The 21,899-nt window shown below is 61.6% G+C and carries 20 protein-coding genes and 1 pseudogene; 14 read left to right on the top strand and 7 right to left on the bottom strand.

What is annotated here, in order from left to right:
- Positions 1-166 precede the first annotated feature (166 nt).
- The 8 genes and pseudogenes from C9383_RS05450 to C9383_RS05415 form a co-directional block, all read left to right on the top strand.
- Positions 167-1,060: a TauD/TfdA dioxygenase family protein gene (locus C9383_RS05450; RefSeq protein WP_060755472.1), complete on the top strand. Its 894-nt coding sequence runs from the start codon at positions 167-169 to the stop codon at positions 1,058-1,060.
- Positions 1,061-1,086: 26 nt separating this feature from the next.
- Entirely contained in the window at positions 1,087-1,938 is an 852-nt protein-coding gene (locus C9383_RS05445; RefSeq protein ID WP_090367672.1) for an ABC transporter ATP-binding protein, read from the top strand.
- 12 nt (positions 1,939-1,950) lie between these two features.
- Positions 1,951-2,802, top strand: coding sequence for an ABC transporter permease (locus C9383_RS05440; protein WP_090367669.1), 852 nt, complete (start codon positions 1,951-1,953; stop codon positions 2,800-2,802).
- 51 nt (positions 2,803-2,853) lie between these two features.
- On the top strand, positions 2,854-3,774 hold the full coding sequence (locus C9383_RS05435; protein WP_060755475.1) for a LysR family transcriptional regulator: 921 nt from the start codon (positions 2,854-2,856) through the stop codon (positions 3,772-3,774).
- A 234-nt stretch (positions 3,775-4,008) separates the two neighbouring features.
- The gene (locus tag C9383_RS05430) at positions 4,009-5,544 is read left to right on the top strand and encodes an MFS transporter (RefSeq protein ID WP_090372281.1); all 1,536 of its coding nucleotides are present in this window, start codon (positions 4,009-4,011) and stop codon (positions 5,542-5,544) included.
- Positions 5,545-5,559: 15 nt separating this feature from the next.
- Positions 5,560-6,618 carry an HlyD family secretion protein gene (locus C9383_RS05425; RefSeq protein ID WP_090367667.1) on the top strand — a complete coding sequence of 353 codons (1,059 nt, stop codon included), beginning with the start codon at positions 5,560-5,562 and terminating at the stop codon, positions 6,616-6,618.
- Complete coding sequence (locus tag C9383_RS05420) at positions 6,615-8,060, top strand: efflux transporter outer membrane subunit (protein ID WP_060755478.1); 1,446 nt, start codon at positions 6,615-6,617, stop codon at positions 8,058-8,060. The genes C9383_RS05425 and C9383_RS05420 overlap by 4 nt, the downstream gene beginning before the upstream one ends.
- Positions 8,053-8,253 (top strand): annotated as a pseudogene (locus C9383_RS05415) (hypothetical protein); the annotation flags it as partial. The gene C9383_RS05420 and the pseudogene C9383_RS05415, both read left to right, overlap by 8 nt.
- A 7-nt stretch (positions 8,254-8,260) precedes the next feature.
- On the opposite strand, the gene C9383_RS05410 reads toward C9383_RS05415, so the two are convergent.
- The 5 genes from C9383_RS05410 to C9383_RS05390 form a co-directional block, all read right to left on the bottom strand.
- Positions 8,261-8,920 (bottom strand): protein phosphatase 2C domain-containing protein, encoded by a 660-nt coding sequence (locus tag C9383_RS05410; RefSeq protein WP_234016596.1) that lies wholly within the window; start codon positions 8,918-8,920, stop codon positions 8,261-8,263.
- Between the two features lie 8 nt (positions 8,921-8,928).
- Positions 8,929-9,603 (bottom strand): hypothetical protein, encoded by a 675-nt coding sequence (locus C9383_RS05405; RefSeq protein ID WP_412047452.1) that lies wholly within the window; start codon positions 9,601-9,603, stop codon positions 8,929-8,931.
- A gap of 26 nt (positions 9,604-9,629) precedes the next feature.
- Positions 9,630-10,355: a hypothetical protein gene (locus tag C9383_RS05400; protein ID WP_090367663.1), complete on the bottom strand. Its 726-nt coding sequence runs from the start codon at positions 10,353-10,355 to the stop codon at positions 9,630-9,632.
- 82 nt (positions 10,356-10,437) lie between these two features.
- Positions 10,438-11,139, bottom strand: a complete 702-nt coding sequence (locus tag C9383_RS05395) for a DUF3142 domain-containing protein (protein ID WP_060755482.1) — start codon at positions 11,137-11,139, stop codon at positions 10,438-10,440.
- Positions 11,136-13,292 carry a PA5441 family protein gene (locus C9383_RS05390; RefSeq protein WP_090367661.1) on the bottom strand — a complete coding sequence of 719 codons (2,157 nt, stop codon included), beginning with the start codon at positions 13,290-13,292 and terminating at the stop codon, positions 11,136-11,138. The genes C9383_RS05395 and C9383_RS05390 overlap by 4 nt, the downstream gene beginning before the upstream one ends.
- 163 nt (positions 13,293-13,455) lie before the next feature.
- On the opposite strand from C9383_RS05390, the gene C9383_RS05385 reads away from it, so the two are divergent.
- From C9383_RS05385 to C9383_RS05370, 4 genes are read left to right on the top strand one after another with little or no spacing between them, the layout of a single operon-like run.
- Positions 13,456-14,226, top strand: coding sequence for an efflux RND transporter periplasmic adaptor subunit (locus C9383_RS05385; RefSeq protein WP_090367659.1), 771 nt, complete (start codon positions 13,456-13,458; stop codon positions 14,224-14,226).
- The gene (locus tag C9383_RS05380; RefSeq protein ID WP_090367657.1) at positions 14,223-15,542 is read left to right on the top strand and encodes an efflux RND transporter periplasmic adaptor subunit; all 1,320 of its coding nucleotides are present in this window, start codon (positions 14,223-14,225) and stop codon (positions 15,540-15,542) included. The genes C9383_RS05385 and C9383_RS05380 overlap by 4 nt, the downstream gene beginning before the upstream one ends.
- Positions 15,542-17,638 carry a site-2 protease family protein gene (locus C9383_RS05375; protein WP_090367655.1) on the top strand — a complete coding sequence of 699 codons (2,097 nt, stop codon included), beginning with the start codon at positions 15,542-15,544 and terminating at the stop codon, positions 17,636-17,638. Before C9383_RS05380 ends, C9383_RS05375 begins: the two co-directional genes overlap by 1 nt.
- Before the next feature lie 13 nt (positions 17,639-17,651).
- Positions 17,652-18,167 (top strand): GNAT family N-acetyltransferase, encoded by a 516-nt coding sequence (locus C9383_RS05370; RefSeq protein WP_090367652.1) that lies wholly within the window; start codon positions 17,652-17,654, stop codon positions 18,165-18,167.
- Here the strand turns inward: C9383_RS05370 and C9383_RS05365 are convergent.
- Both C9383_RS05365 and C9383_RS05360 read right to left on the bottom strand, forming a co-directional pair.
- On the bottom strand, positions 18,143-18,451 hold the full coding sequence (locus C9383_RS05365) for a hypothetical protein (RefSeq protein WP_060755488.1): 309 nt from the start codon (positions 18,449-18,451) through the stop codon (positions 18,143-18,145). The genes C9383_RS05370 and C9383_RS05365 overlap by 25 nt on opposite strands.
- A 50-nt stretch (positions 18,452-18,501) precedes the next feature.
- Positions 18,502-19,089, bottom strand: coding sequence for a phage tail protein (locus C9383_RS05360; RefSeq protein ID WP_090367650.1), 588 nt, complete (start codon positions 19,087-19,089; stop codon positions 18,502-18,504).
- Positions 19,090-19,289: 200 nt separating this feature from the next.
- Between C9383_RS05360 and C9383_RS05355 the strand changes: the two genes are divergently transcribed.
- A complete protein-coding gene (locus tag C9383_RS05355) occupies positions 19,290-20,903 on the top strand; it encodes a glycosyltransferase family 39 protein (RefSeq protein ID WP_090367648.1) in 1,614 nt (537 codons plus the stop codon).
- Between the two features lie 86 nt (positions 20,904-20,989).
- Positions 20,990-21,853, top strand: coding sequence for a sulfotransferase family protein (locus C9383_RS05350; RefSeq protein WP_090367646.1), 864 nt, complete (start codon positions 20,990-20,992; stop codon positions 21,851-21,853).
- Positions 21,854-21,899: the final 46 nt, after the last annotated feature.

Genomic DNA, 21,899 nt, shown 5'->3' with positions numbered 1-21,899 from the left:
CCTATGCTGGAACTCGGTCAAGTGTGGGAGGGGGCTTGCTCCCGATAGGGCCATCAGCCTCCCCACACAACCCCGCACCCAATGCATATAGATATTCTTTAACGGTATTTAATCGCCAGTTCTTATATCTATAAAGTCACTCCCCAGTCCGACCGGGAGTGCCCACATGTCCGCCACCTCTACTGTTCCAACAGCGACCTCAACCGCCCAACTCTTCGAGATCCGCCCACTCCCTGGCAGCGTCGGCGCCGAGATCATCGGCCTGGACTTGTCGCGCCCGGTCAACGACCAGGACTTCGCCCGCATCCACCGCGCGCACCTGGATCACCATGTCGTCGTGTTCCGTGACCAACGCATCACCCCCGAACAACAGATCGCCTTCAGCCGCCGTTTCGGTGTGCTGCAGATCCATGTGCTCAAACAGTTCCTGCTGGCCAATCACCCGGAAATCCTGATCGTCTCCAACATCATCGAAAACGGCCAATCCATCGGCCTGGGCGATGCGGGTAAGTTCTGGCATTCGGACCTGTCGTACAAGGAACTGCCCAGCCTGGGTTCGATGCTGCACGCCCAGGAGTTGCCGTCCGAAGGTGGCGACACGCTGTTTGCCGACATGCACAAAGCCTGGGACCAACTGCCTGAACATTTGCGCAAAGCGGTGGAGGGCCGCAGCGCTGCCCACTCATACACGGCGCGTTACAGCGAGACCAAATTCGAGGGCAACTGGCGCCCGACCCTGACCCCCGAGCAACTCGCTCAGGTCGCCGAAGTAGTGCACCCCATTGTGCGCACCCACCCGGAAACCGGGCGCAAGGCGTTATTTGTCAGCGAAGGCTTCACCACGCGGATTGTCGACCTGCCGGAAGACGAAAGCCGCGATCTGCTGGCCCAGTTGTACGCCCACAGCGTGCTGCCGCAAAACATCTACCGTCACCAGTGGCAGCCCCACGACATGGTGTTCTGGGACAACCGCTCGTTGATTCACCTCGCCGCCGGCTGCCCGAGCCACCTGCGGCGCAAGCTGTTTCGCACCACTATCCAGGGCGATGCGCCGTTCTGAATCCCATTCCCGGCAAGAGAGATGAAATGAACGCGCCCCTGCAAGGCCACGCGGCCAGCACTCTGAATACGGCTCAACCGTTGTTGGCGGTGGACAACGTCAGCCTCGAATACCGCACGCCCGAGCGTGTGGTGCGTGCCACTCACCAAGTCAGTTTCGAGATTGATCCGGCCGACCGCTACGTGTTGCTCGGCCCATCGGGCTGCGGCAAATCCACGTTGCTCAAGTCCATCGCCGGGTTTATCAAACCCTGTGAAGGCGAGATCCGCCTGCTGGGGCAAAAAGTCGAACAACCAGGCCCGGACCGTATCGTGGTGTTCCAGGAGTTCGACCAACTGCCGCCCTGGAAAACCGTCAAGCAGAACGTGATGTTTCCCTTGCTGGCGTCCAAAACCCTGAAGCGCCGCGACGCTGAAGAACGGGCGCTGCACTACCTCGAAAAAGTCGGCCTCAGTGCGTTCGCCGAGGCTTATCCGCACACCCTGTCCGGTGGCATGAAAGCCCGTGTAGCCATTGCTCGCGCCTTGGCCATGCAGCCGAAAATCCTGCTGATGGACGAACCCTTTGCCGCCCTCGATGCCCTGACCCGCCGCAAGATGCAGGAAGAATTGCTGCAGCTGTGGGAAGAAGTACGCTTTACCCTGCTGTTCGTAACGCACTCCATCGAAGAAGCCTTGGTGGTGGGCAATCGCATTCTGTTGCTGTCGCCCCACCCCGGGCGGGTGCGTGCTGAAGTCCACAGCCATCAATACGACCTGCACAGCCTTGGCGGTGTGGAATTCCAGGCATCGGCGCAGCGCATTCATCGCCTGCTGTTCGACGAAGCGCCTGAAGCCGAGCGCGAGTTGGGTTTCGCCGATATCCGCATCGCTTACTGAAAGGGGCTGCCCATGCGTCAGGAATTTGAAATCAACCTCGAACCGCTGCTCAGCGTTCCCGTGGAGCGCGAGCTGCCGTTGCGTCAACGCCTGTGGCAACAAGGCTGGCTGCGCAAAGGCTTGATCCTGGTCGTGCTGGCGATCCTCTGGGAAGCCGTCGCGCGTTATCAGAACAACGACCTGTTACTGCCCAGCGTTCTGCAAACGACTCAGGCGCTGTTCGACGGCCTGCTCAGCGGTGAACTGCTGAGTAAGGTCAGCATCTCGCTGGCGGTGTTGATCAAGGGTTACCTGATCGGCATCGTACTGGCGTTTGCCCTGACCACGCTGGCGGTGTCGACCCAGCTGGGTCGCGACCTGCTGAGCACGCTGACCTCGATGTTCAACCCGCTGCCGGCGATTGCGCTGTTGCCGTTGGCGCTGCTGTGGTTCGGCCTGGGGCAGAACAGCTTGATTTTCGTGCTGGTGCATTCGGTGTTGTGGGCCTTGGCGCTGAACACCTATTCCGGTTTTCTCGGTGTCTCCGAAACCCTGCGCATGGCTGGACGCAACTATGGGCTCAAGGGCATGCGCTTCGTGCTGTTCATCCTGATCCCGGCGGCGCTGCCTTCGATCCTGGCCGGCCTGAAGATCGGCTGGGCATTTGCCTGGCGCACCCTGATCGCCGCCGAGCTGGTGTTCGGCGCCACCAGCGGCAAGGGCGGGTTGGGGTGGTACATCTTCCAGAACCGCAATGAGCTGTACACCGACAAGGTGTTTGCAGGGTTGGCCGTGGTGATCTTGATCGGCCTGTTGGTGGAAAACCTGGTGTTCAACACCTTCGAACGGCTTACGGTGAAGCGTTGGGGCATGCAGCGCTCCTGACCCTGCTAGGATTGCACCCCATTCACTCCCCACTGATCACGAGTGCTTGGCATGCAACTACCGGATATGAACCTGCTGGTCGCCCTCGACGCCTTGCTCGACGAGGGCAGCGTAGTGGGTGCCGCTCGCAGGATGAACCTCAGCCCCGCCGCCATGAGCCGTACCCTGACACGTATTCGCGAGGCCGTGGGCGACCCGATTCTGGTGCGCGCCGGACGTGGCCTGGTGCCGACGCCCAAGGCTATTGAGCTGCAAGGCCAGGTGCGCAACGTGGTGGAGCAGGCGGCGCTGCTATTCCGCTCGGCGGATCAGGTGGATCTGAGCACCTTGCGCCGCCGTTTCAGCGTGCGCGCCAATGACTTCTTTATCGGCGTGTATGGCGGTCGTCTGTTTGACACCATGGAACGCATGGCGCCGTTGTGCGAGCTGTGCTTTGTGCCCGAGGGCGACACCGACGACGAAGCGCTACGCGAGGGGCGGCTGGATCTGCGCGTGAGCAACACCATGCCCGCCAGTCCTGAGGTGAAAGTGCAGAACCTGTTCTCCACCACCTTCATCGGCCTGGCGCGGGAAGGTCACCCGCTGTTTGACGAAGAGATCACCGCTGCGCGCTTTGCCAGCTATTCCCACATCAGTATCTCGCGGCGCGGCATCTCCCGTGGCCCGATTGATACGGCGCTGAATGCGCAGGGCCTGGAACGCCGCGTGTCAATGATCGCCCCGGGTTTCCATGGGGCAATGTTCATGTTGCCCGATTCCGACCTGATCCTGCCGGTGCCGAAGGAAGCACTCTACAGCGCCAATCGCTTGAACCTGCCGTTGCGGGCTTTCCCGCTGCCGATCTCCCTGCCGACCTTGGTCTTGGCTCAATCCTGGCACCCTCGCTTCGACAAAGACCCGGCCCACAAATGGCTGCGCGAGACCATGCGCGCGAGTTGCCATGCCACGTGGCTGGAGGCCCAGCCGACCTGATTCCTGAGGCGGGAGGGATAAAACAGTGGCAGGGGGCTCCTGTGGGAGGGGGCTTGCTCCCGATGGACTGCATAGCAGTCCCAATTTTGAGGCGCTGCGCGGCCCATCGGGAGCAAGCCCCCCCTCTCACATGGATTGCGTCTGACGCACTTATAACCTTCCAACAAGTAACTTTTTGTCATGGATTTGCCTGATTAGACTGCTCCGGTATTTCTAATGCCGAGCTGCCTGTTCATGACTTCCCTCGCTGCCCCCGCTCTCCAGGCCGCAGCCAAACCGACCGCGCTTACGCCACCGGCGTTCGGCCCGCGCATCATCATCGGCCTGGTCGGCGTGCTGCTGGCGGTACTCGTATCTGGTCTCAACGAGATGGTCACCAAGGTTGCCCTCGCCGACATCCGGGGTGCGCTGTACCTCGGCTTTGACGAAGGCACCTGGCTGGTCGCCGCCTACACCGCGACCTCCGTGGCGGCGATGGCCTTTGCGCCTTGGTGCTCGGTGACGTTTTCCCTGCGCCGCTTCACGCTGTGTGCGATCGCTTTGTTTACGGTGCTTGGCATCCTGTGCCCGTTCGCGCCGAACTACGAAAGCCTGCTGGTGCTGCGCACGGTTCAAGGCCTGGCGGGTGGCGCGCTGCCGCCGATGTTGATGACCGTGGCGCTGCGCTTCCTGCCGGCCAACGTCAAGCTGTACGGCTTGGCCGGGTATGCGCTTACCGCCACCTTCGGCCCGAGCCTGGGTACGCCACTGGCGGCGTTGTGGACCGAATACGTCGGCTGGCAATGGGCGTTCTGGCAGATAGTCGCACCGTGCCTGTTGGCCATGGCCGCGGTGGCCTACGGCTTGCCGCAAGATCCGCTACGCCTGGAGCGCTTCAAACAGTTCAACTGGCGCGGCTTGCTGCTGGGGTTCCCGGCGATCTGCATGCTGGTGATCGGCCTGTTGCAGGGCAATCGCCTGGACTGGTTCGAGTCGGGCCTGATCACCTTCCTGTTGAGTGGCGGCAGTCTGTTGCTGGTGCTGTTCATGCTCAATGAATGGTCGCACCCGGTACCGTTTTTCAAGTTGCAGATGCTCGGCCTGCGCAACTTGGCGTTTGCACTGATCGTGCTGGCTGGCGTGCTGGTGGTGCTGACGTCGGTGATCATTATCCCGTCGAGTTTTCTCGCCCAGGTCCAGGGTTATCGCCCACTGCAAACCGCGCCGGTGATGCTGCTGATGGCACTGCCGCAGTTGATCGCGCTGCCGTTGGTGGCGGCGCTGTGCAACCTGCGCGGGGTCGATTGCCGGTGGGTGCTGGGGGTCGGTTTGAGCCTGTTGGTGCTGTGTTGCGTCGGCAGTTCGCACCTGACCTCGGCGTGGGTTCGTGACGATTTCTATGGCTGGTACCTGTTGCAAATCTTCGGTCAGCCAATGGCGGTGCTGCCGCTATTGATGCTTTCCACCGGCAGCATCCAGCCGATGGACGGGCCGTACGCTTCGGCCTGGTTCAACACCATCAAGGGGCTCGCCGCCGTGGTCGCCACCGCCGTGCTGGATACCTTGACCACACAGCGCCTGCATTTTCACTCGACCCTGTTGGTGGACCGCCTGGGCAACTCGCCCCTGGCCGACGGCGACTCACCTGGCCTGGCCCGGCGCCTGCACGAACAGGCCGTGGTGCTCACGTCTTCAGATCTCTACTACGTCATGGCCGCGGTCGCGGTGGCGTTGATCCTGCTGATTTTCTGGATGCCCACGCGGATCTTTCCGCCTCGCGCACCGACCTAGCCCAAAGGACTTCTCATGAAACGCAAAGACAAAATAGCCGTCTCCGTTATTGCGGTGTTCGCCGTGGGTGTGCTGGTTTACCTGGCCGTGCCGCAGCTTCTGGCCAACAAGCGCCAGACCACCAACGACGCTTTCGTCGCCGCCGACTTCACTTTGGTTGCGCCGCGCGTGGCGGGCTTCATCAAGGAAGTGCTGGTGGAAGACAACCAGCGCGTCAAAGCCGGCCAACTGTTGGCGCTGATCGACGACCGCGATTTTCGCGCCGCCGCCCAAGCGGCTGATGCGGATACCTTGGTGGCCCAGGCCCAATTGAAAAACGCCAACGCGACCCTGGAGCGCCAAAGCTCGGTGATCGCCCAGGCCCAGGCTACGGTGGCGGCTGATCGCGCCGAAATGGCCTTCGCCGAACACGAGTTGAATCGCTACAACCACCTTGCTGGTGTCGGCGCAGGCACGGTGCAGAACGCCCAGCAAGCCAAGACCCGCATCGATCAGGCCACCGCGCGTCTGGCCAAAGCCACGGCGGTGTTGGCAGCCGAGCGCAAGCAGGTGGAGATTCTCACCGCTCAGCGTGATGCCGCCGAAGGTGGACTCAAGCGTGCCCAGGCCGCGCTGGAAATGGCCAGTTACCAGCTGTCCTACACCCGCATCGTTGCGCCGGTAGATGGCATGGTCGGCGAGCGTGCGGTACGGGTGGGCGCTTATGTGACGCCGGGCAGCAAGATCCTGGCGGTGGTGCCGTTGGCCGAGGCCTATGTAGTGGCCAATTTCCAGGAGACGCAACTGTCGCATATGCAGGCTGGCCAGGCGGTGCAGGTCAGTGTCGACAGCCTCGACGGCGAGTTGCTCAAGGGGCATCTGGAAAGCCTTGCGCCCGCCACCGGGGTGACCTTTGCCTCGGTCAAACCGGATAACGCCACGGGTAACTTCACCAAGGTGGTACAGCGGATTCCGGTAAAGATTGTCCTCGAATCCAACCAGCCGCTGACCGAGCGTCTGCGCGTCGGTATGTCGGTGGAAGCCAGCGTCGACACGCATGCAGTCGCGCAGCCGCGTGAGGTGGTCCAGCAATGAGACAGATGGCCTGGCTTACCTTGAGCCTTATCAGCCTGAGCGCGTGTACCGTTGGCCCGGACTTCCAACGGCCCCAAGGTCCACACGTCACGCAATGGAGCCAACCCCAGGGGCGACAGGCTGCCAGCCGTGCAGTGACCGACCCGTTGCAGGAGCGCTGGTGGGACGTGTTTCACGACGCACAACTGTCGGCGCTGACCCGTCGTGCGCTCACCGACAACCTTGACCTGAAACTGGCCAGCAGCCGTCTGCAACAAAGCCGCGCCGTGCGCCAAGTGACCACCGCTGAGCGTTATCCCAACCTCGTTGCAGCGGGCGGCTATCAGCGCAAACGCAACAGCGGCAAAGGCTTGAGTGACCCGTCCGGCGAGAACGGTCGCGCAGCGTTCAACCAGTGGGATGCGGGCTTCTCCGCCGCTTGGGAGCTGGACTTCTGGGGCCGGGTCAAACGCGAAACCGAAGCTGCCGACGCTACGCTGCAAGTCGCTGAAGACGACCGCCGCGCCGTGCTGCTTTCGGTGCTTGCCGAGACGGCCCAGGACTACATCCAACTGCGTGGCGTACAGAACACCCGCGCCGTCACTGAGCAAAACCTCGACGTCGCTCGCCACAGCCTCAAGCTCTCGCAATTGCGCCTGGCCGATGGTGTGGCCACGGATCTGGACGTCGCCGAAGCCGCTGCCCAGGTAGCGGCCATCGAAGCGCGCCTGCCGGAGTTGCAGCAACGCCAGGACCAGCTAATCAACGCCCTGAGCCTGCTGATGGGCGAGCCGCCACAGGCGCTGCATGCGCAATTGTCCAAGGACGCCGCCGTGCCACAAACCCAGCGCCAGGTCGCTATAGGCCTGCCGTCGGAACTCGCGGAGCGTCGCCCTGATATTCGTCAGGCCGAGGCCCGTTTGCATGCAGCCACCGCCAACATCGGTGTGGCCAAGGGCGACTTCTACCCGCGTATCACCCTGTCCGGCAGTCTCGGTTCGCAGGCCATGCAACTCGCCGATTTCGGCTCCTGGGGCTCTCGCGCGTTTGCCTTCGGTCCGCAATTGAGCTTGCCGCTGTTCAATGGCGGGCGCCTGCAAGGCATGTTGAATTTGCGCGAAGCCCAGCAGCAGGAAGCGGCGCTGGCGTATCAGCAAACCGTGCTGCGGGCCTGGCACGAAATCGACGACCAGTTGACTCGCTACAACGCCAGCCAATTGCGACGCGACAGCCTTGCCGAAGCCGTGCGCCAGAACCAGATCGCACTGACCACGGCACAGCAGCAGTACGTTGAAGGCGTAGTGGATTTCGTCAACGTGCTCACCGTGCAAAGCGCTTTGTTGGCGACGCAGGAGCAATGGGTGGAAAGCTCCACCGGCGTTTCGCTGGCGATGGTTGGCTTGTACAAAGCCTTGGGCGGTGGTTGGGAATCGGTGTACCCGCAGCAAACCGCGCAGCGCTGAATCATACAGTGTCTACGACGCCAACCTGAGCTACGACTTGGGTCAGTCACCGCTGCAACTCAAAGGCGTGAAACTGGCGATGAACGTGCAGAACCTCACCAATAAGACCTACGTGTCGCAGTGCACCGGTGACCTGGATTGCTATTACGGTGAAGGGCGCACGGTGGTGTCGAGCCTGACCTACGACTGGTAGACGTGTGCTAGGTCCGCAATAACATAAAGGTGGCGTCATCTTCGGTTGAGTGCCCATCAAGGGTCTGCTCAGCGATAGCCTTGATCTGGTTTTCGACTGACAGCTCTGCCCAGAACCCATCGGTTGCCAGTATCCATGTTGTGTCTTTGATGATCTGCAGGGTTTGAATGTGAGGCTCATGCGCACGACGGTGGCTCATGCAGTTGAGCAGGGTTTTGCGCGCGGGGTTGCTGGCGATGGCTGAGTGGCTCAAATCACCTCTCCAGTTGGGACCACAGTGGGGAGCATTGAGCCAGTTCACCCGCTGATCGTCGTCCAAGTAGCCTATGCAGCAGTCCCCTGCGTGAATGGAAACGGCCGTTTGCCCCACTACCAGTAGCGTCAGGTAACTGGTGGAGGCAAATGGAAAGTCTGCGGAAAGGTTTGAATGCACGTCGTCGAGTAAGGTAAGTGCCAACCGCATTGCCTTGTCAGGACATGATGCGATGGAGGGCGCTGCACGGGTAAAGGACTCAAGAAGGTAGCGGGTCAGTGTTCTCGCCAATTCGCCACTGTTCGGCTTAGAGGAGCCATCGGCGATCACGTAGAGATAAGCGTCCGAGTTCTGTGCTGAGCCGCTGACATCGCAGTTTTCGGCTCTGTCAGCACCTTGACGGCTGAGGCTCAAGTACCGGATCAAGTAGGCACTCCGAATCCAACCAGGGTCGTTAATCGTTCGAGAAGCAACGCCTCGCGATCAGAGTCCTGAGCGGTGCTTTGGATCACGTCCTGAAATGCGGGTAACTTCAGAAACGCCTCAAACTGCTCGCTTACAAAACGGCGCAGTTCGATCGGTGCTTGCGCCACTTCTTGAATGAGTTCTTCCCGACCGTCCAGTAACGCGACGATGTCTTCAATATCATTGGACATCAGCATGTCACCCCGACCTCGTCCTTGATATGCCTGTAGTTTTGCGGCGAGAAACCACGGAGCGGCAAATGTCTTGATGAGTGTTCCGCTGGGGAGTTTGTAGTCGACGGCATTTTCTAATCCGCCGACAAACCAGCTATTGGAAAAGCCCAGTACCTTTTCATCCGTTGGCATGAAGTCGACCTTCAGATGACCTAGTCTCAGGCGGCAGGTGACGGAGTCCTGGCCGGTATTTTTGAAGCCTCGGGGTTTCAAATTTTCTTCCAGGCGATACCAGTCGGCGGTGCCAGTCAGATGAATGACTAGGTCAACATCATCCGTGCCGCGAATCGACTCTAAGGTGTATTCGTCAGTGATAAGCAAGATGGTTGTACATCCACCGACAAACGCTACATGCTCGCGTAGGTCACTGCCCAGCGCATCGGCGACTTCTTCAAGCATTTGCAACATCATTTCCCGGTTCGATGTCATAAGATCCACTCCCGTAGCATGGCGTCAGCGATTTTGGTTTCACGAGGACCACCGATGCGAATGGCGTCCACTAGTGCAAGGAAGTGATAGAGCAATTCATCTTTTTTGACTGCTACCGGTACGGTTTTGAATAAAGGCAGCACTTGCTGCCCTTTCCTCTTCCCGTTGGCGTCGGGCCAGACGGGGATGAGATCACCACCACTCATGACCTTGCCTGCCATTATTGGGGCGGCAAATGCGGTTGGAATGCCGCGTACGATAGGACCTGGCTTGGCGGGAAATACGTAGCGAATTGCATATTTTACGAAGTCCAGTAGAGCGGTGTTTCTGACGGTTGGTTTTCCACTCGATAAGTCGGTGAAGATAAGACCAATCTCCCGGCAGCGATTAAGCGAGTTGGATACTTCGCTCTTGCTCAGTGCGAGGGAAGCCGACAAGGCCCTGACTGAATAGCTTTCAAGGTTGGGTGGAGTGGTGGCGTCTTCGCTGTCCTCCCATCCTTCCCATTTCTCTACAGGTGAAAGTTCGATTTTCTCACTATTTCCTGTAAGGCGCAGATTGAGAACGTGATCCAAGTAGTCTGGGGATGCCTCCGGTGCAAGCAGCATCGCTTCCTCAAAGTCGCGTTTGAGCGTGAACTCTCGCTTCTTGACTCTCTCGCCTCTGGCCTGCAGGTCCAGACTAATCAGCTTGAAGAGTATTACAATGTCTTGACTTTTCATTCATGCTCGCATTCCAGTGTCCACCGTCCATGGACTGTGGACAAAAACTTTCATGTCTACGGCACCCATGTCAAGAAATTTGTCAGTTCTGCAAAAACACCACATACCCTCGAAACCACTCATTCCCTTGCAAATACCCCGGTGCTTCCCATTCCCCGCCTTGAATCAGCCCCACCTTGAACGGCAATCCCAATCGATTCATCCGAGGTAAGTACGCCGCGTAATCCGGGATGCTATGGCGGCCCTGATAGGTCTGCACCACCACCTCATCCACCACGCCCTTGAGCTGGGCGATGGCCGCCGGGTCGGCGTTGCTGCTCCAGTCCATCAGGCCGGTGATGCTCAGGCGCAGGTCGGCGGGCAGGCGTTGGCGCAGGTCGCGCAGGAAGGCTGCGTATTCATGCAGGTATTGGGTGCGGGCGTCGAAGTCGATCTGGATCCCGACCACCGGGTTGCCGGCGTCGCGCCAGCGTTGCACCTGGCCGAACACTTGGGTGTAGATCTGCTCCGGCCAATGCAAGGTGTGGGCACGGTAGACCACCCAGACCTCGCCTTGGGTGAGGCGCGGTACGCTGATGCCCTGGGCGATCAATTGCACGCCGCGCTGTGGCGCGCGGCGGGTGGAGTTGATCTGGCCCTGCAGGATGTACAGGGTTTTGGCCTGCTTGAGTACCGGCTGCGGCGTGACGCCGCTCCATAGCCAGAAGGCGTCATAGTCGCGGGCGTCAACAGCGCCAAAAGCCGGGCTTGCCAACAGCAGCAAGCCGAGCCACAGGTGCTTCACCAGTAGTACTGCAGAGACTTGCCCCACTCGGTGTCGGCAAAGCTGGTTTTGAGCTGGCGGAACCACGCCTTGCGCACGGCCGGTTCAACTTCATTGCCACCGCAGCTGTTATAGCCTGACGGCGCATAGCAGTTGATGGCGCGGAACAGGGCATAGGCCTTGTCGTTCTTCGGAGCCTTGGCGTTGGCGATGACGAGTTTGTAGCCGTCGAGCCGCGAGAAGGTTTCACCTTTGAAGTCCGACGCCGTACTGCCCAGGCTGCCGGCGGCGCGGGCTTGTTCCAGCGGCATGCCGTCCAGGCCGTTACGCAGGATGAACTCGCCGAAGCAATTCAGGCCCTGCGGGTTTTTCGCGTCGTTTTGCAAGGTTGCTGCGGTTTGCGCGATGCTCGGGCACGCATAGCCGGATTCGGCTTTGTCCCCGTTCCACTGGAACATTTTCAGGCTCTGGCCTGAGGTATAGACGTAGCCCAGGCTGGTGCCCAGCTTGTCTTCGGGCGCCGGGGCCGGCAGTTGCTTGAAGTCGGCTGCGAAGTCGGCGAACTGGCCGTGTAGCAGGTCTTTATAAAGCAGCACGAATTGCGCGGTGTTGCGCTCCACGGGGTCACTGGCCTTGGCCAGTTGTTGGCGCAGCAGGTCCGGCCCGGCCACGTTGCGCAGCAGGATGTAACGCACTTGCTGGGCGCTGATCGGCGAGTCGGCGGCAAACACCTTGGCCAATTGGCCGCTGCGTTCGTAGTTCATGGCCAGGGCCAATTCCAGTTGGTCACGTTGCAGTGGCAGCTTGGCCAGCGGCAGCAATTGCAGCCACAGCGACTCGGCGGCTTTCCAGTCTTTTTTCTCCTCCAGGGCCAATGCGCGCAAGATCTGTTGGCTGAAGGCGAAATAATCCAGGCTCGACGGCACTTCCTTGGGCAACAGCTTCAAGGCGTTGTCGGGCTGATGCTCGACGTACAGCGCGTAGGCCGCCTGTACGTAGTCGAACTGAGCCGGCTCATTGGCAAACACGCCTTTCTGCCCGTCGAGCTCTTCGCGAGTCAGTTCCGGCGGGGTATGGGCGCGCATCGCCATCAGGTCGGTGACCAACTGAATCATGGGGTTTTGCACGGTGCTGCGATTGACCATCAACAGTTTGAGGTCGGCTTCTTCCACCAGTTCTTCCAGCGACGCGTTGCGCTGTGTATCCGTCGCCTGGGTCAGTTGCCACGCATAGGCCTCGGCCAGTTTGTCGGTGTCATCCGCCAGCCAGTACACCCGGCGCAGCAGGCCGCGGGCCGAGGTAGCGTACGCGCCCTGTGGATAAGTTTTCAGGTAACCGAGGAAGCCCTCTTCGGCGTTGCTCAGGGCCGACTTGTCCACACGCTCGAGCTTCGGCATGCCGTATTCGTCGAAGGCCTCGGCCTGTGCCTGGTTCAGCGAGGTGCGGGCGGTCATGTACAGCGCGGTTTCTTTCAGCCAGGGCAGGGCGCTGCTGCCGGCAGCGGCAAAACCGCGTTCGGCGTCGCTGAAGCGCCCGCTGTAGAAGTCGGCGGCTGCTTGCAGATAGGTACGCAGCAGTTGGCCTTCGGGCGACTGAATCTGTTGCGGCTCCACGACCTGGCCATTCCAATCGCAAGTGGCGAGCAACTGCACACGGGCTTTGACCAGCACGTCGCGCTCGGCCGCCGGCATGTCGGCCTTGACGACCTGGCCGATAAACGCCGCGGCGCTGTCGTCATCATTGCTGCGGCAACGGCTGCCTTCACCGCTGAGGAAGGCTTGGCCGGCGGCCTTGCTATCGCCGCGCTGGATGCCCAATGGCGCGAGCAGTTCGTCAAGCCCGGGGGCCGAGGAGTCGTCTGCTTCTGCGGGCGGGGTGTCATTGGACGTCAGGCGATACACCGGGAACGGCACCGGACCGAAGCCTTGCTCCAGGTCGGTTTCATTCAGTGCGTTGGGTGTCAGCGGCATCGCCTGTTTATCTGCCAGTAACAGGCGCAGGTTGACCCGGCTGTCATTGCCCGGGCTCAGGAAGGGCAGGTTGCTGCAGCCTTCAAGGCTGTCGCGTGATACCCGCCAGTCGGGGTAGCACGAATCATCGCCGCTGGCCTGGGCTTGGAAGGAAAGGCCGGCGAGCAACGCCAGACCCAGAGGAGGCAGAAAACCGATGCGCATGACGTGTCCTTTGATCCTGAGTCCTTGGAGGGTCGCAATCATAACGTACGCCTGCGAAGACGTCGGTAGCGCCCTACAATAAATTCAGATTTATCCGTTTTAGGTAGTGGCAATTTGATTTGCCTGCCCTAGACTGCCGACATCATCAGGGAGTAGTTACCGCATGGAGCCGTTACGTAGTTGGGTGTTTGGAGTTTCATGTCTGATGGGCCTGACGCAACTGGCCATGGCGGACGACCCGTTGCTGGATCACCCCTCTGCGGCGGCGACCGGCGCCGACGAGGCGCGTGGCGTGTTGCGTGCCCGCGACCAGGCGATGCTGGCCAGCGAGCTGTCGGGGCGGATCGTCGAGTTGCCCTTCAGCGAGGGCGAATCGTTCAAGAAGGGCGACACTCTGGCGCGCTTCGACTGCTCGGCCTACCAGGCCCAGCTCAATGCCGCCCAGGCCGCCAGCCGTGGCGCCGGTGAGGAGCTTGCCCACAACAAACAACTGGCCGCACTCAACTCCGTCGGGCGTTTTGAAGTGGCCCGCGCCGAAGCCAAACTCACCGAGACCCAGGCTCAAACCCAGGTTTATCAAGTACAGGTCAAACGCTGCAGCGTGCTGGCGCCGTATGACGGCCAAGTGGTGCAGCGCAAGGTCCAGCGTTACGAAAGCGTATCGGCCGGGGCGCCGTTGCTGGAGATCGTCGATAACCACAGCCTGGAAATCCACCTGCGGGTGCCGTCGCGCTGGATGGGCAAACTCAAGCCCGGGCAAACCTTCAATTTCACTCCCGACGAAACCGGTCAGGCATTCACGGCCACGGTCAAGCGCCTGGGTGCTCGTATTGATGAAGGCAGCCAGACACTGCTGCTGGTCGCCACCTTGCCGAACGCTTCCGGGCTGCTGGCAGGCATGAGCGGTACTGCCCGCTTTGCGCAACTGCAATGAACGCACCGATGGCGGGCCACGCCGAGCGCGTGTTTGCGCAGTTTCTCGATCTTGAGCGTCAGATTCGTGCGGCGCGTACCACCGAGCAACTGGCCTACAGCCTGGTCAACGATGGCCAACCACTGTTTGGCTATCGCCATGCCGCCCTGTTGATCGCCGGTAAGGTGCGGGCGGTGACGGCGGTGAGCAGCGTCGACCCCAACGCGCCGTTCGTGGCTTTTGTCGAACAAGCGGTGGCGCAGTTGCACAAGCTGGCGTTGAGCCAGACCGCACGGGTGGTGCCGGCTGAGCAATTGAGTGGCGCGGTGCAAGCCGATTGGCAGGGCCTGTCGGCCGGGCATGTGTTCTGGCTGCCGTTGGTTGACCCCCAGGGCCGAGTGTTCGGCGGCCTGTGGCTGGCGCGGGACACGCCGTGGAGCCCGGCCGAGCAAGTACTGCTGGCGCAACTGGGCGACACTTGCAGCCATGCCTGGCATGCGTTGCAACCGCGCCAGCCGTGGCGCTTGCGCCTGACCCGCAAACGCCAGATAGCGGCGGTGGTGGCGTTGCTGCTGACGCTGCTGATCCCGGTACATCAGTCGGTGCTGGCGCCCGCCGAAGTGGTGCCGCTGGCCGGGCAAGTCGTCGCGGCGCCGCTGGATGGGGTGATCGCGGAGTTCCTGGTCAAACCTAACCAGACGGTGAAAACCGGCGACCTGTTGCTGCGCTTTGAAAGCACCACGCTGACGGCCCAGGCCGATGTGGCCGCGCGTGCGCTGGGCGTGGCCGAGGCGGAGCTCAAGGCCAATTCCCAGCGTGCCTTTGCCGATGCCGAGTCCAGCTCGAAGATTGACCTGCTGGCCGCCCGCGTCGAGCAAAAACGTGCTGAACGTGACTATGCACGTGAGCTGCTCAAACGTAGCGAAGTGCGCGCCGAACGCGACGGGATCGCCGTATTCGCAGATGCCGATCGCTGGACCGGTAAACCGGTGCAAACCGGCGAGCGGCTGTTGCAGATCGCCGATCCGGCCCAGGCGGAGTTGCGCATTGAATTGGCGGTGGGTGATGCGATTGCCTTGGCGCCCAATGCCCAGGTCGCGCTGTTTCTCGACAGCGACCCGCTGCAACGTCACCTCGCGACCCTGCAACGGGTCGCCTATGAAGCGCAGCCCACACCGGGTGGGCAGTTGGCCTATCGCCTCGATGCGCAATTCGATGATGCGCCGCCCCGTATCGGCCTGCGCGGTACCGCGAAACTCTATGGAGAGCGGGCGCCGCTGGCCCTGTACCTGCTGCGCCGGCCGCTGGCAGGCTTACGCCAGAGCGTGGGTCTCTGATGAGCCTGCCCAGGCTGCGCGAAGACCTGCAACTGTCCGCCGCCGGCGCCGCGTTGGACGGCTCGCCGCGCTGGACCCTGGCCGACCCGGTACGTGGGCGCTATTTCAAACTTGGCGCCAGCGCGATTCGTTTGTTGCGTCACTGGTCGCTGGGCGATCCGGAAAAAGTCCTGCAGGCCGCCAACCGCGAACCGGGTTTGCCCCTGGAGGGTCACGAAGTGGAGGAGTTGCTGAGCTTTTTACGTGCCCATGACCTGATCGCCGCCTTCGACCCGCAGCAGCGGGCGAGTTACCTCTATAAAGCGGCCGCGCAAAAGCGCAGCCTGTGGCAGGTGTTGCTGCATCAGTACCTGTTTTTCCGCATTCCGTTGTGGCGCCCGGATGCGTTTCTCAACCGTGTATGGCCTTGGCTGGCGCGCTTCGGCCCGGGATTGTTGCGTTACGGTTTGCCGATCATCCTGGGCTTGGGCGTGTTCCTGGTCGCACGCGACTGGCAGCGTTTCCTGGCGACGTTCCCGCACCTGTTCAGCCTCGGCGGCGCCCTGGCATTTGGTGTGGCGTTGTTTTTCGCCAAGCTGTGCCATGAATTCGGCCATGCCTTCATGGCCAAGCGCGCCGGGTGCCGGGTGCAGAGCATGGGCGTGGCGTTCATGGTGTTGCTGCCGATGTTCTACACCGATGTGAGCGACGCGTGGCGGGTCAATGATCGCCGTGCGCGGTTGATGATCGGAGCCGGCGGGGTGATGGCCGAGTTGTTGCTGGCGTGCATTGCCCTGCTCGCATGGTCGTTGTTGCCCGACGGTCCGGCGCGCACGGCGGCGTTCATGTTGGCCAGCGCGACTTGGCTGACCACATTGGCGATCAACCTCAACCCGTTCATGCGTTTTGATGGTTACTTTTTGATCAGTGACTGGTGGGGCGTGGATAACTTGCAGGGCCGCGCTTTTGCACTGTGCCGTTGGCGCCTGCGCGAACTGTTGTTCGGTTATGGCGAGCCGGCGCCGGAGCCCTGGTCGCCGACGATGCAACGACGCTTGCTGGGGTGGGGTTACCTGGCGTGGCTGTGGCGGGCGGCGCTGTTCCTGGGGATTGCGCTGGCGGTGTATCACCTGTTCTTCAAGCTGCTCGGGATCTTCCTGATGCTGGTGGAACTGGTGTGGTTCATCGGCTTGCCGGTCTTCAAGGAGTGGCGCGAATGGTGGAGTCGTCGCACCCAGGCCCATGCCCCCCGGGTGTTGCTCAGCAGCCTGGGCCTGCTGTTGCTGCTGCTGGCGCTGGTGGTGCCGTGGCGCAGCGCCGTGGAGTTGCCGGCCATGCTCGAAGCCGGACGTGCCAGCGCATTGCATGCGCCCGTGGCGGCGCGGGTCAAGCAGGTACGGGTGGCCGATGGCGAGGCCGTCACCCAAGGCCAGGTATTGTTCGAGTTGGAGTCGCCGGATCTGGAAGCGCGACAAAGCATCGTGCGCCGTGAAGTGGAGATTCTGCAGTTGCAGATGCGTCGCCAGGCCGGGCGCACTGAAACGGCGGCAGATGCCGGGATCAACGATCAGCGTCTGTCCCAGGCCCTGGCCGAATACCGAGGCCTGGACGCCCAGCGCGAGCGGTTGCTGTTGCGCGCACCCCATGCCGGCACGGTGCGCGATGTGTTGCCGCAATTGAGCGTGGGCCGTTGGCTGTCGCCCAAGGATTCGCTCGCGCAAGTGGTGGAAGAGGGGGCACGCCTGCGGGGTTACCTGGCCGAGGCAGAGTTGTGGCGGGTAGCCCCGGGCGCCACCGGGCGCTTTATCGCCGATGACCCGATGCATGCCGCTATCCCTGTCGAATTGACCGATATCGACACCAATGGCGTGGCCTACCTGGACCAGGAGGCACTCACCTCCGACCACCATGGGCCAATCGCCGTACGCCGTGATGAAAACCAGCGCCCGGAGCCGGTCCAGGCCCAGTACGGTGCGCGGTTGAAAAGCGTGCAACCGATCCAAACACCCCGCCAGCCCCTGCGCGGCGTGGTGGTATTGCAAGGGCGCAGTGAGTCGGTGCTGGGCGTCGCCTGGCGTCGGGCGGCAGCGTTGGGGGTGCGGGAAAGCGGGTTTTGACAGGAGTTGAACGATGTTGAACAAGGATGACGCCCTGGCGCAGGGCTTGGTGGTCCGCCCGTCACGCAGCAGCGATGGGCCGTTTTTGCAGAGCCTCTACCGTTCGGCGCGTGCGGATCTGCAATGGATAGATGGCGAGCAAGCGTTGGTGGAGGCGGTGATTGCCCAGCAGTTCCAGGTGCAGGAACGAGGGATGGACGAGCATTTTCCCGGCGCCCTGCATTATGTGATCGAGAAACTGGCCACGCCCATCGGTGCGTTGAGCGCCGACTTCGGGCCTGCTGAAATCCGTGTGTTGTACCTGGCTTTTGTCCCTACCGCGCGAGGGCAAGGCTTTGGTCGTGCGGTGTTGCAAGGGGTGCAGCAGGCCGCTGCCCAGGTGTGTTGCCCGGTGGCGACGGTGGTGTGGGCGAGTAACCCCCATGCGCGCCAGCATTATCTGGCGCTGGGGTTTGAGGTGGAGGAACAGACACCCGCCGCGCAGCGCCTGGTGTGGTACCCGTCTCAGTTGAAAACGATGCAGAAATAGCCGCGCTGGGTGTCGCGGCCCATCGCGGGTTCGCGGGATACGAACACGTTTTCCAGGCAGCTGTCCCCGAGTGGCAGGCGGCAGAGGCCGTCGACGAAATCGGTCGGTACGAGGCTTTCGAGCAACACGCTGAACGCCGTGCGTGAGCCGCCAGGCAGGCTGGCCTTGGGGGCGTGGGTGAGGCGTTGGATCTGGATGGGCAATGCAGAACCATCGGGCAGGTAAAGCACGCTGGTCTGGTTCAACAAAGGCTGGAAATGATTGAGGGTCATCAGGTTCAGCATAAGGCGGCTCCACTTGAGAAATGCCGAGGCCCGTGGGCCTCGGCCAGGGCTTAGCTGCGGGACGGAAAGATGCCGTTCAGCGCAATGCTGAAGTTGATCACCAGGAACGGGTTCATCGTGGCCATGGCCTGGCCTTGGCCGGCGGGGTCGATGGTGCCGGTCAAGGTGGTACTGACGCCTTTGAGCGTCACCGGGTTGGCGCCCTGTTGGTCCGAGTAGATCGTCGCGCTGCCCGGGCCGGGGCCGGAAGCGCCGATAAACGCGTTGGCGGCAGTGGGGACCGTGACCGGGTTGCTGGTGACACTGGTCAGTTGCACGGTGGTGGTGGAAGTGAAGGCCGCGGTGCCATGTGTGTGGGTCGGCAGGTTGGCCAGCGTGGCGGTGACGTTCTCGACCCCGGCGAACGCGCCGATGACCCGCGGCGACAGGTTCGCGCCGTTGCCTTGGCCGATGGGCAGGCGCCCCTGCAAATCCGGCAGCTTGAAGGACTGCACCCCGTCGCCGCCGTACGTGGTGGTGATCAGGGCGAACAGCGCCTGGTACTGGCTGATGGACAAGGTTTGACCGGCGCACAAGGCCCAGTCTCTAGGGGCGAAATTAAACGCGAACGGTTGAATAGTGCCGATGAATACTTCCATGGATCGTTCATCCTTGCTTATGGCTCTATGGGTGTGTGACGCCAATTGATCTGGCGTCATCGCAGAGCGTAGACGCCGCTGATGCACGGCGCCCGGTGGTCGCGAAACCGCGAGCGAAACCGGGGCTTTTGGCCTAGAGTGGCGCATGTTGACGCAACGGCGGGTTTGCCCGGGAATCGGGCAGTATCAGGGGAATTGAGGTGCGACGGTCTGTGGTAGAACAAGACAACAAAGTGGGGGTTTTTCCCGCAGTCAATCGCCTGTCGGCGGCTTGGGAAGGTGCCGGTTGGCTCAGCCGTTTATGGTGGGTGCCGATTCTGGCGCTGGCCATGGCCGTGCGTTTCTATGGCCTCACGGCCTCGGCGATCTGGGGCGACGAAGGCTCGAGCCTGTTGCTGAGCGAATACGCCATCGATGACCTGTGGTTTCACGCGGCCCATGATGTGCATCCGCCCTTGTACTTTTTCATGTTGCGCGGGTGGATCGGGCTGTTTGGCGATGGCATCTGGTCGATTCGCGGCATGAGTGCAATCCCCGGTGTGGTCGCGGTAGGCCTGGGGATCTGGCTGACGCGGCAACTGTCCACCCGGCGCGCCGCGATACTGGCGGGTGTGCTGCTGGCGCTGTTCCCCACGGCCGTGCGTTACAGCCAGGAAGTGCGCATGTATTCGCTGCTGGCCGTGTGGCTGCTCGCTGCCACGCTGGCGCTGGTGTACTGGGTGCGCCAGCCCGAGCGCACGCGCTACCTGGTGGCCTATGTGCTGCTGATGGTGGCCGGGTTCTATACCCATTACTTCACAGCCTTGTGTGTGTTGGTGCATTGGGCCTACCTGGGGCTGTTGTGCGCGTCCCAGGCGCCGGGCCAGCGTCTGATCCTGCGCCCGTCGTGGTGGTGCGCCAATACGCTGATCGTGGCGCTGTACCTGCCCTGGTTGCCGAACCTGCTGGACCTGACCCAGCACGTCGAACAGCTCAAGGTCGGCGGCGATATCGGTTGGGAAGACCCGGTCACGCTGATTTCCGTGCCGTCGATGGTCTGGCAGTTCATGCTCCAGGATGAGGGCCTCGATTTCTGGAAACCGTTGTTCTGGCTGTTTCCGCTGTTGCTGATTGGCGTCGTGGTTGCGACCGCCTGGCGTGATCGTGAGGCCCATCGGCCGGCCGGCCTGCTGGCGCTGTTTTTCCTGCTGCCGCTGTTGCTGGTGTACGCGGTGTCGTTTATTTCCCCGGTGTTTATCGAGCGCTACCTGACGGTGTATGCCCTCGGCTTGCCGATCATAGTGGCCTTGGCCATCGACCGTTTGCCCAAGCGGCTGTCACGTTGGGGCGCGGCGTTCCTGGTGCTGTTTGTCAGCGTGGAACTGCTGGGGGTGAAGAACAACGCCACGGTGGACGAGCATGACCAATTCAACGTGCCGGTGGAGTTCGTCAACCGTAACTATCAGGAAGACGACCGCATCGTCCTCAGTGACATGCTGTGGTACCTCAGCTACGTGTATTACGACCAGACCGACGCCCAACTACAGCTCTACACGCCACCCAAGCCTGACGGCACGCCGACTCGGCCGACCGCGTACGGCTTTGGCACGCTGGTGGATCAGGACGGCGGGCGCATTTATCTCGACCGTCTGTCGGCATTGCCGGTGGATACCCGTCGCGTGTGGCTGATCAGCGGCGCCGAGCCGCCGGATGATTTCGCGCCGATTCCCGCCGATTGGCGCGAACTGATGCGCCAGGATGGCGGCGGCGCAAGAGCACGCCTGTTTGTCCTGTGTCGCGGCCCAGAGCCTTCGCAGCCTGAGGGCTGTCGCTAATTGCGAATCGGCATTAAGAAAATGTCGAAATAGTGGCAAATAACCACTAGTGGACCCTGCAATCCTCAGCTACGCTTTGGGCATAAATGGACTTGTCCTACAAAGTGGTGAAGGGATTGCAGTATCACTTTATCTCCGGTCTGCCGCGTTCCGGCTCGACCTTACTCTCTGCGATCCTGCTGCAGAACCCACGCTTTCGCGCGGGCATGAGCAGCCCCGTAGGGACATTGTTCAATGGCGTGCTGGCGCAATGCAGTGCCGGCAGCGAGTTTGGCTCGGTCATTGATCCGGACACCCGCCGTCGTCTGTTGCGCGGGCTGTTTGATGCTTACTACGGCGACAAACCCTCCACCCCTGTGGTGTTCGACACCAATCGCCAGTGGTGCGCGCGCATGCCCGCCTTGCACGACCTGTTCCCCCAGGCCAAGGTCATTGCCTGTGTGCGCAATGTCGCGTGGGTCATGGACAGCCTCGAGCGCCTCTACCGCGCCAATCCGTTTGAGAACACCAAATTGTTCAACGACGATATCGAGCGCAACACCGTGTACAGCCGCGTCGAAACCCTGGGCCAGCGCAATCGCCTCGTGGGATATGCCTGGTCGGCCCTCAAAGAGGCTTACTACGGTGAAAACGCCGGCTCCATGCTGATCGTCGACTATGACCTCTTGTCCCAGGCGCCTGAGCGCGTGATGCGGCTGGTCTACGAATTTATCGGCGAGCCGTGGTTCGAGCATGACTTCGACAACCTCAGCTATGACGCACCGGACTTCGACGAAGCGCTGGGCGTCAGCGGGTTGCACCGGGTCAAACCCAAGGTCGCGCTGCAACCTCGGCGTACGATCTTGCCGCCTGACCTCTTCGAGCAGTTTGCGCATATGGACTTTTGGCGGGATGGGACCTTGAGCGCCGCTAATGTAATTCGCACCAAAGCCGATGCCGTGATCAATTGATCGCGGTTTTTTCATAGCGGGTATCTGCATTCGACAAGCGGGTGAG

This window comes from Pseudomonas palleroniana (genome assembly GCF_003031675.1).
GTDB classification, from domain to species: Bacteria; Pseudomonadota; Gammaproteobacteria; order Pseudomonadales; family Pseudomonadaceae; genus Aquipseudomonas; species Aquipseudomonas palleroniana.
Note: the sequence above shows the minus strand (reverse complement) of the source record. Positions and strands in the feature narration are given on the sequence as shown.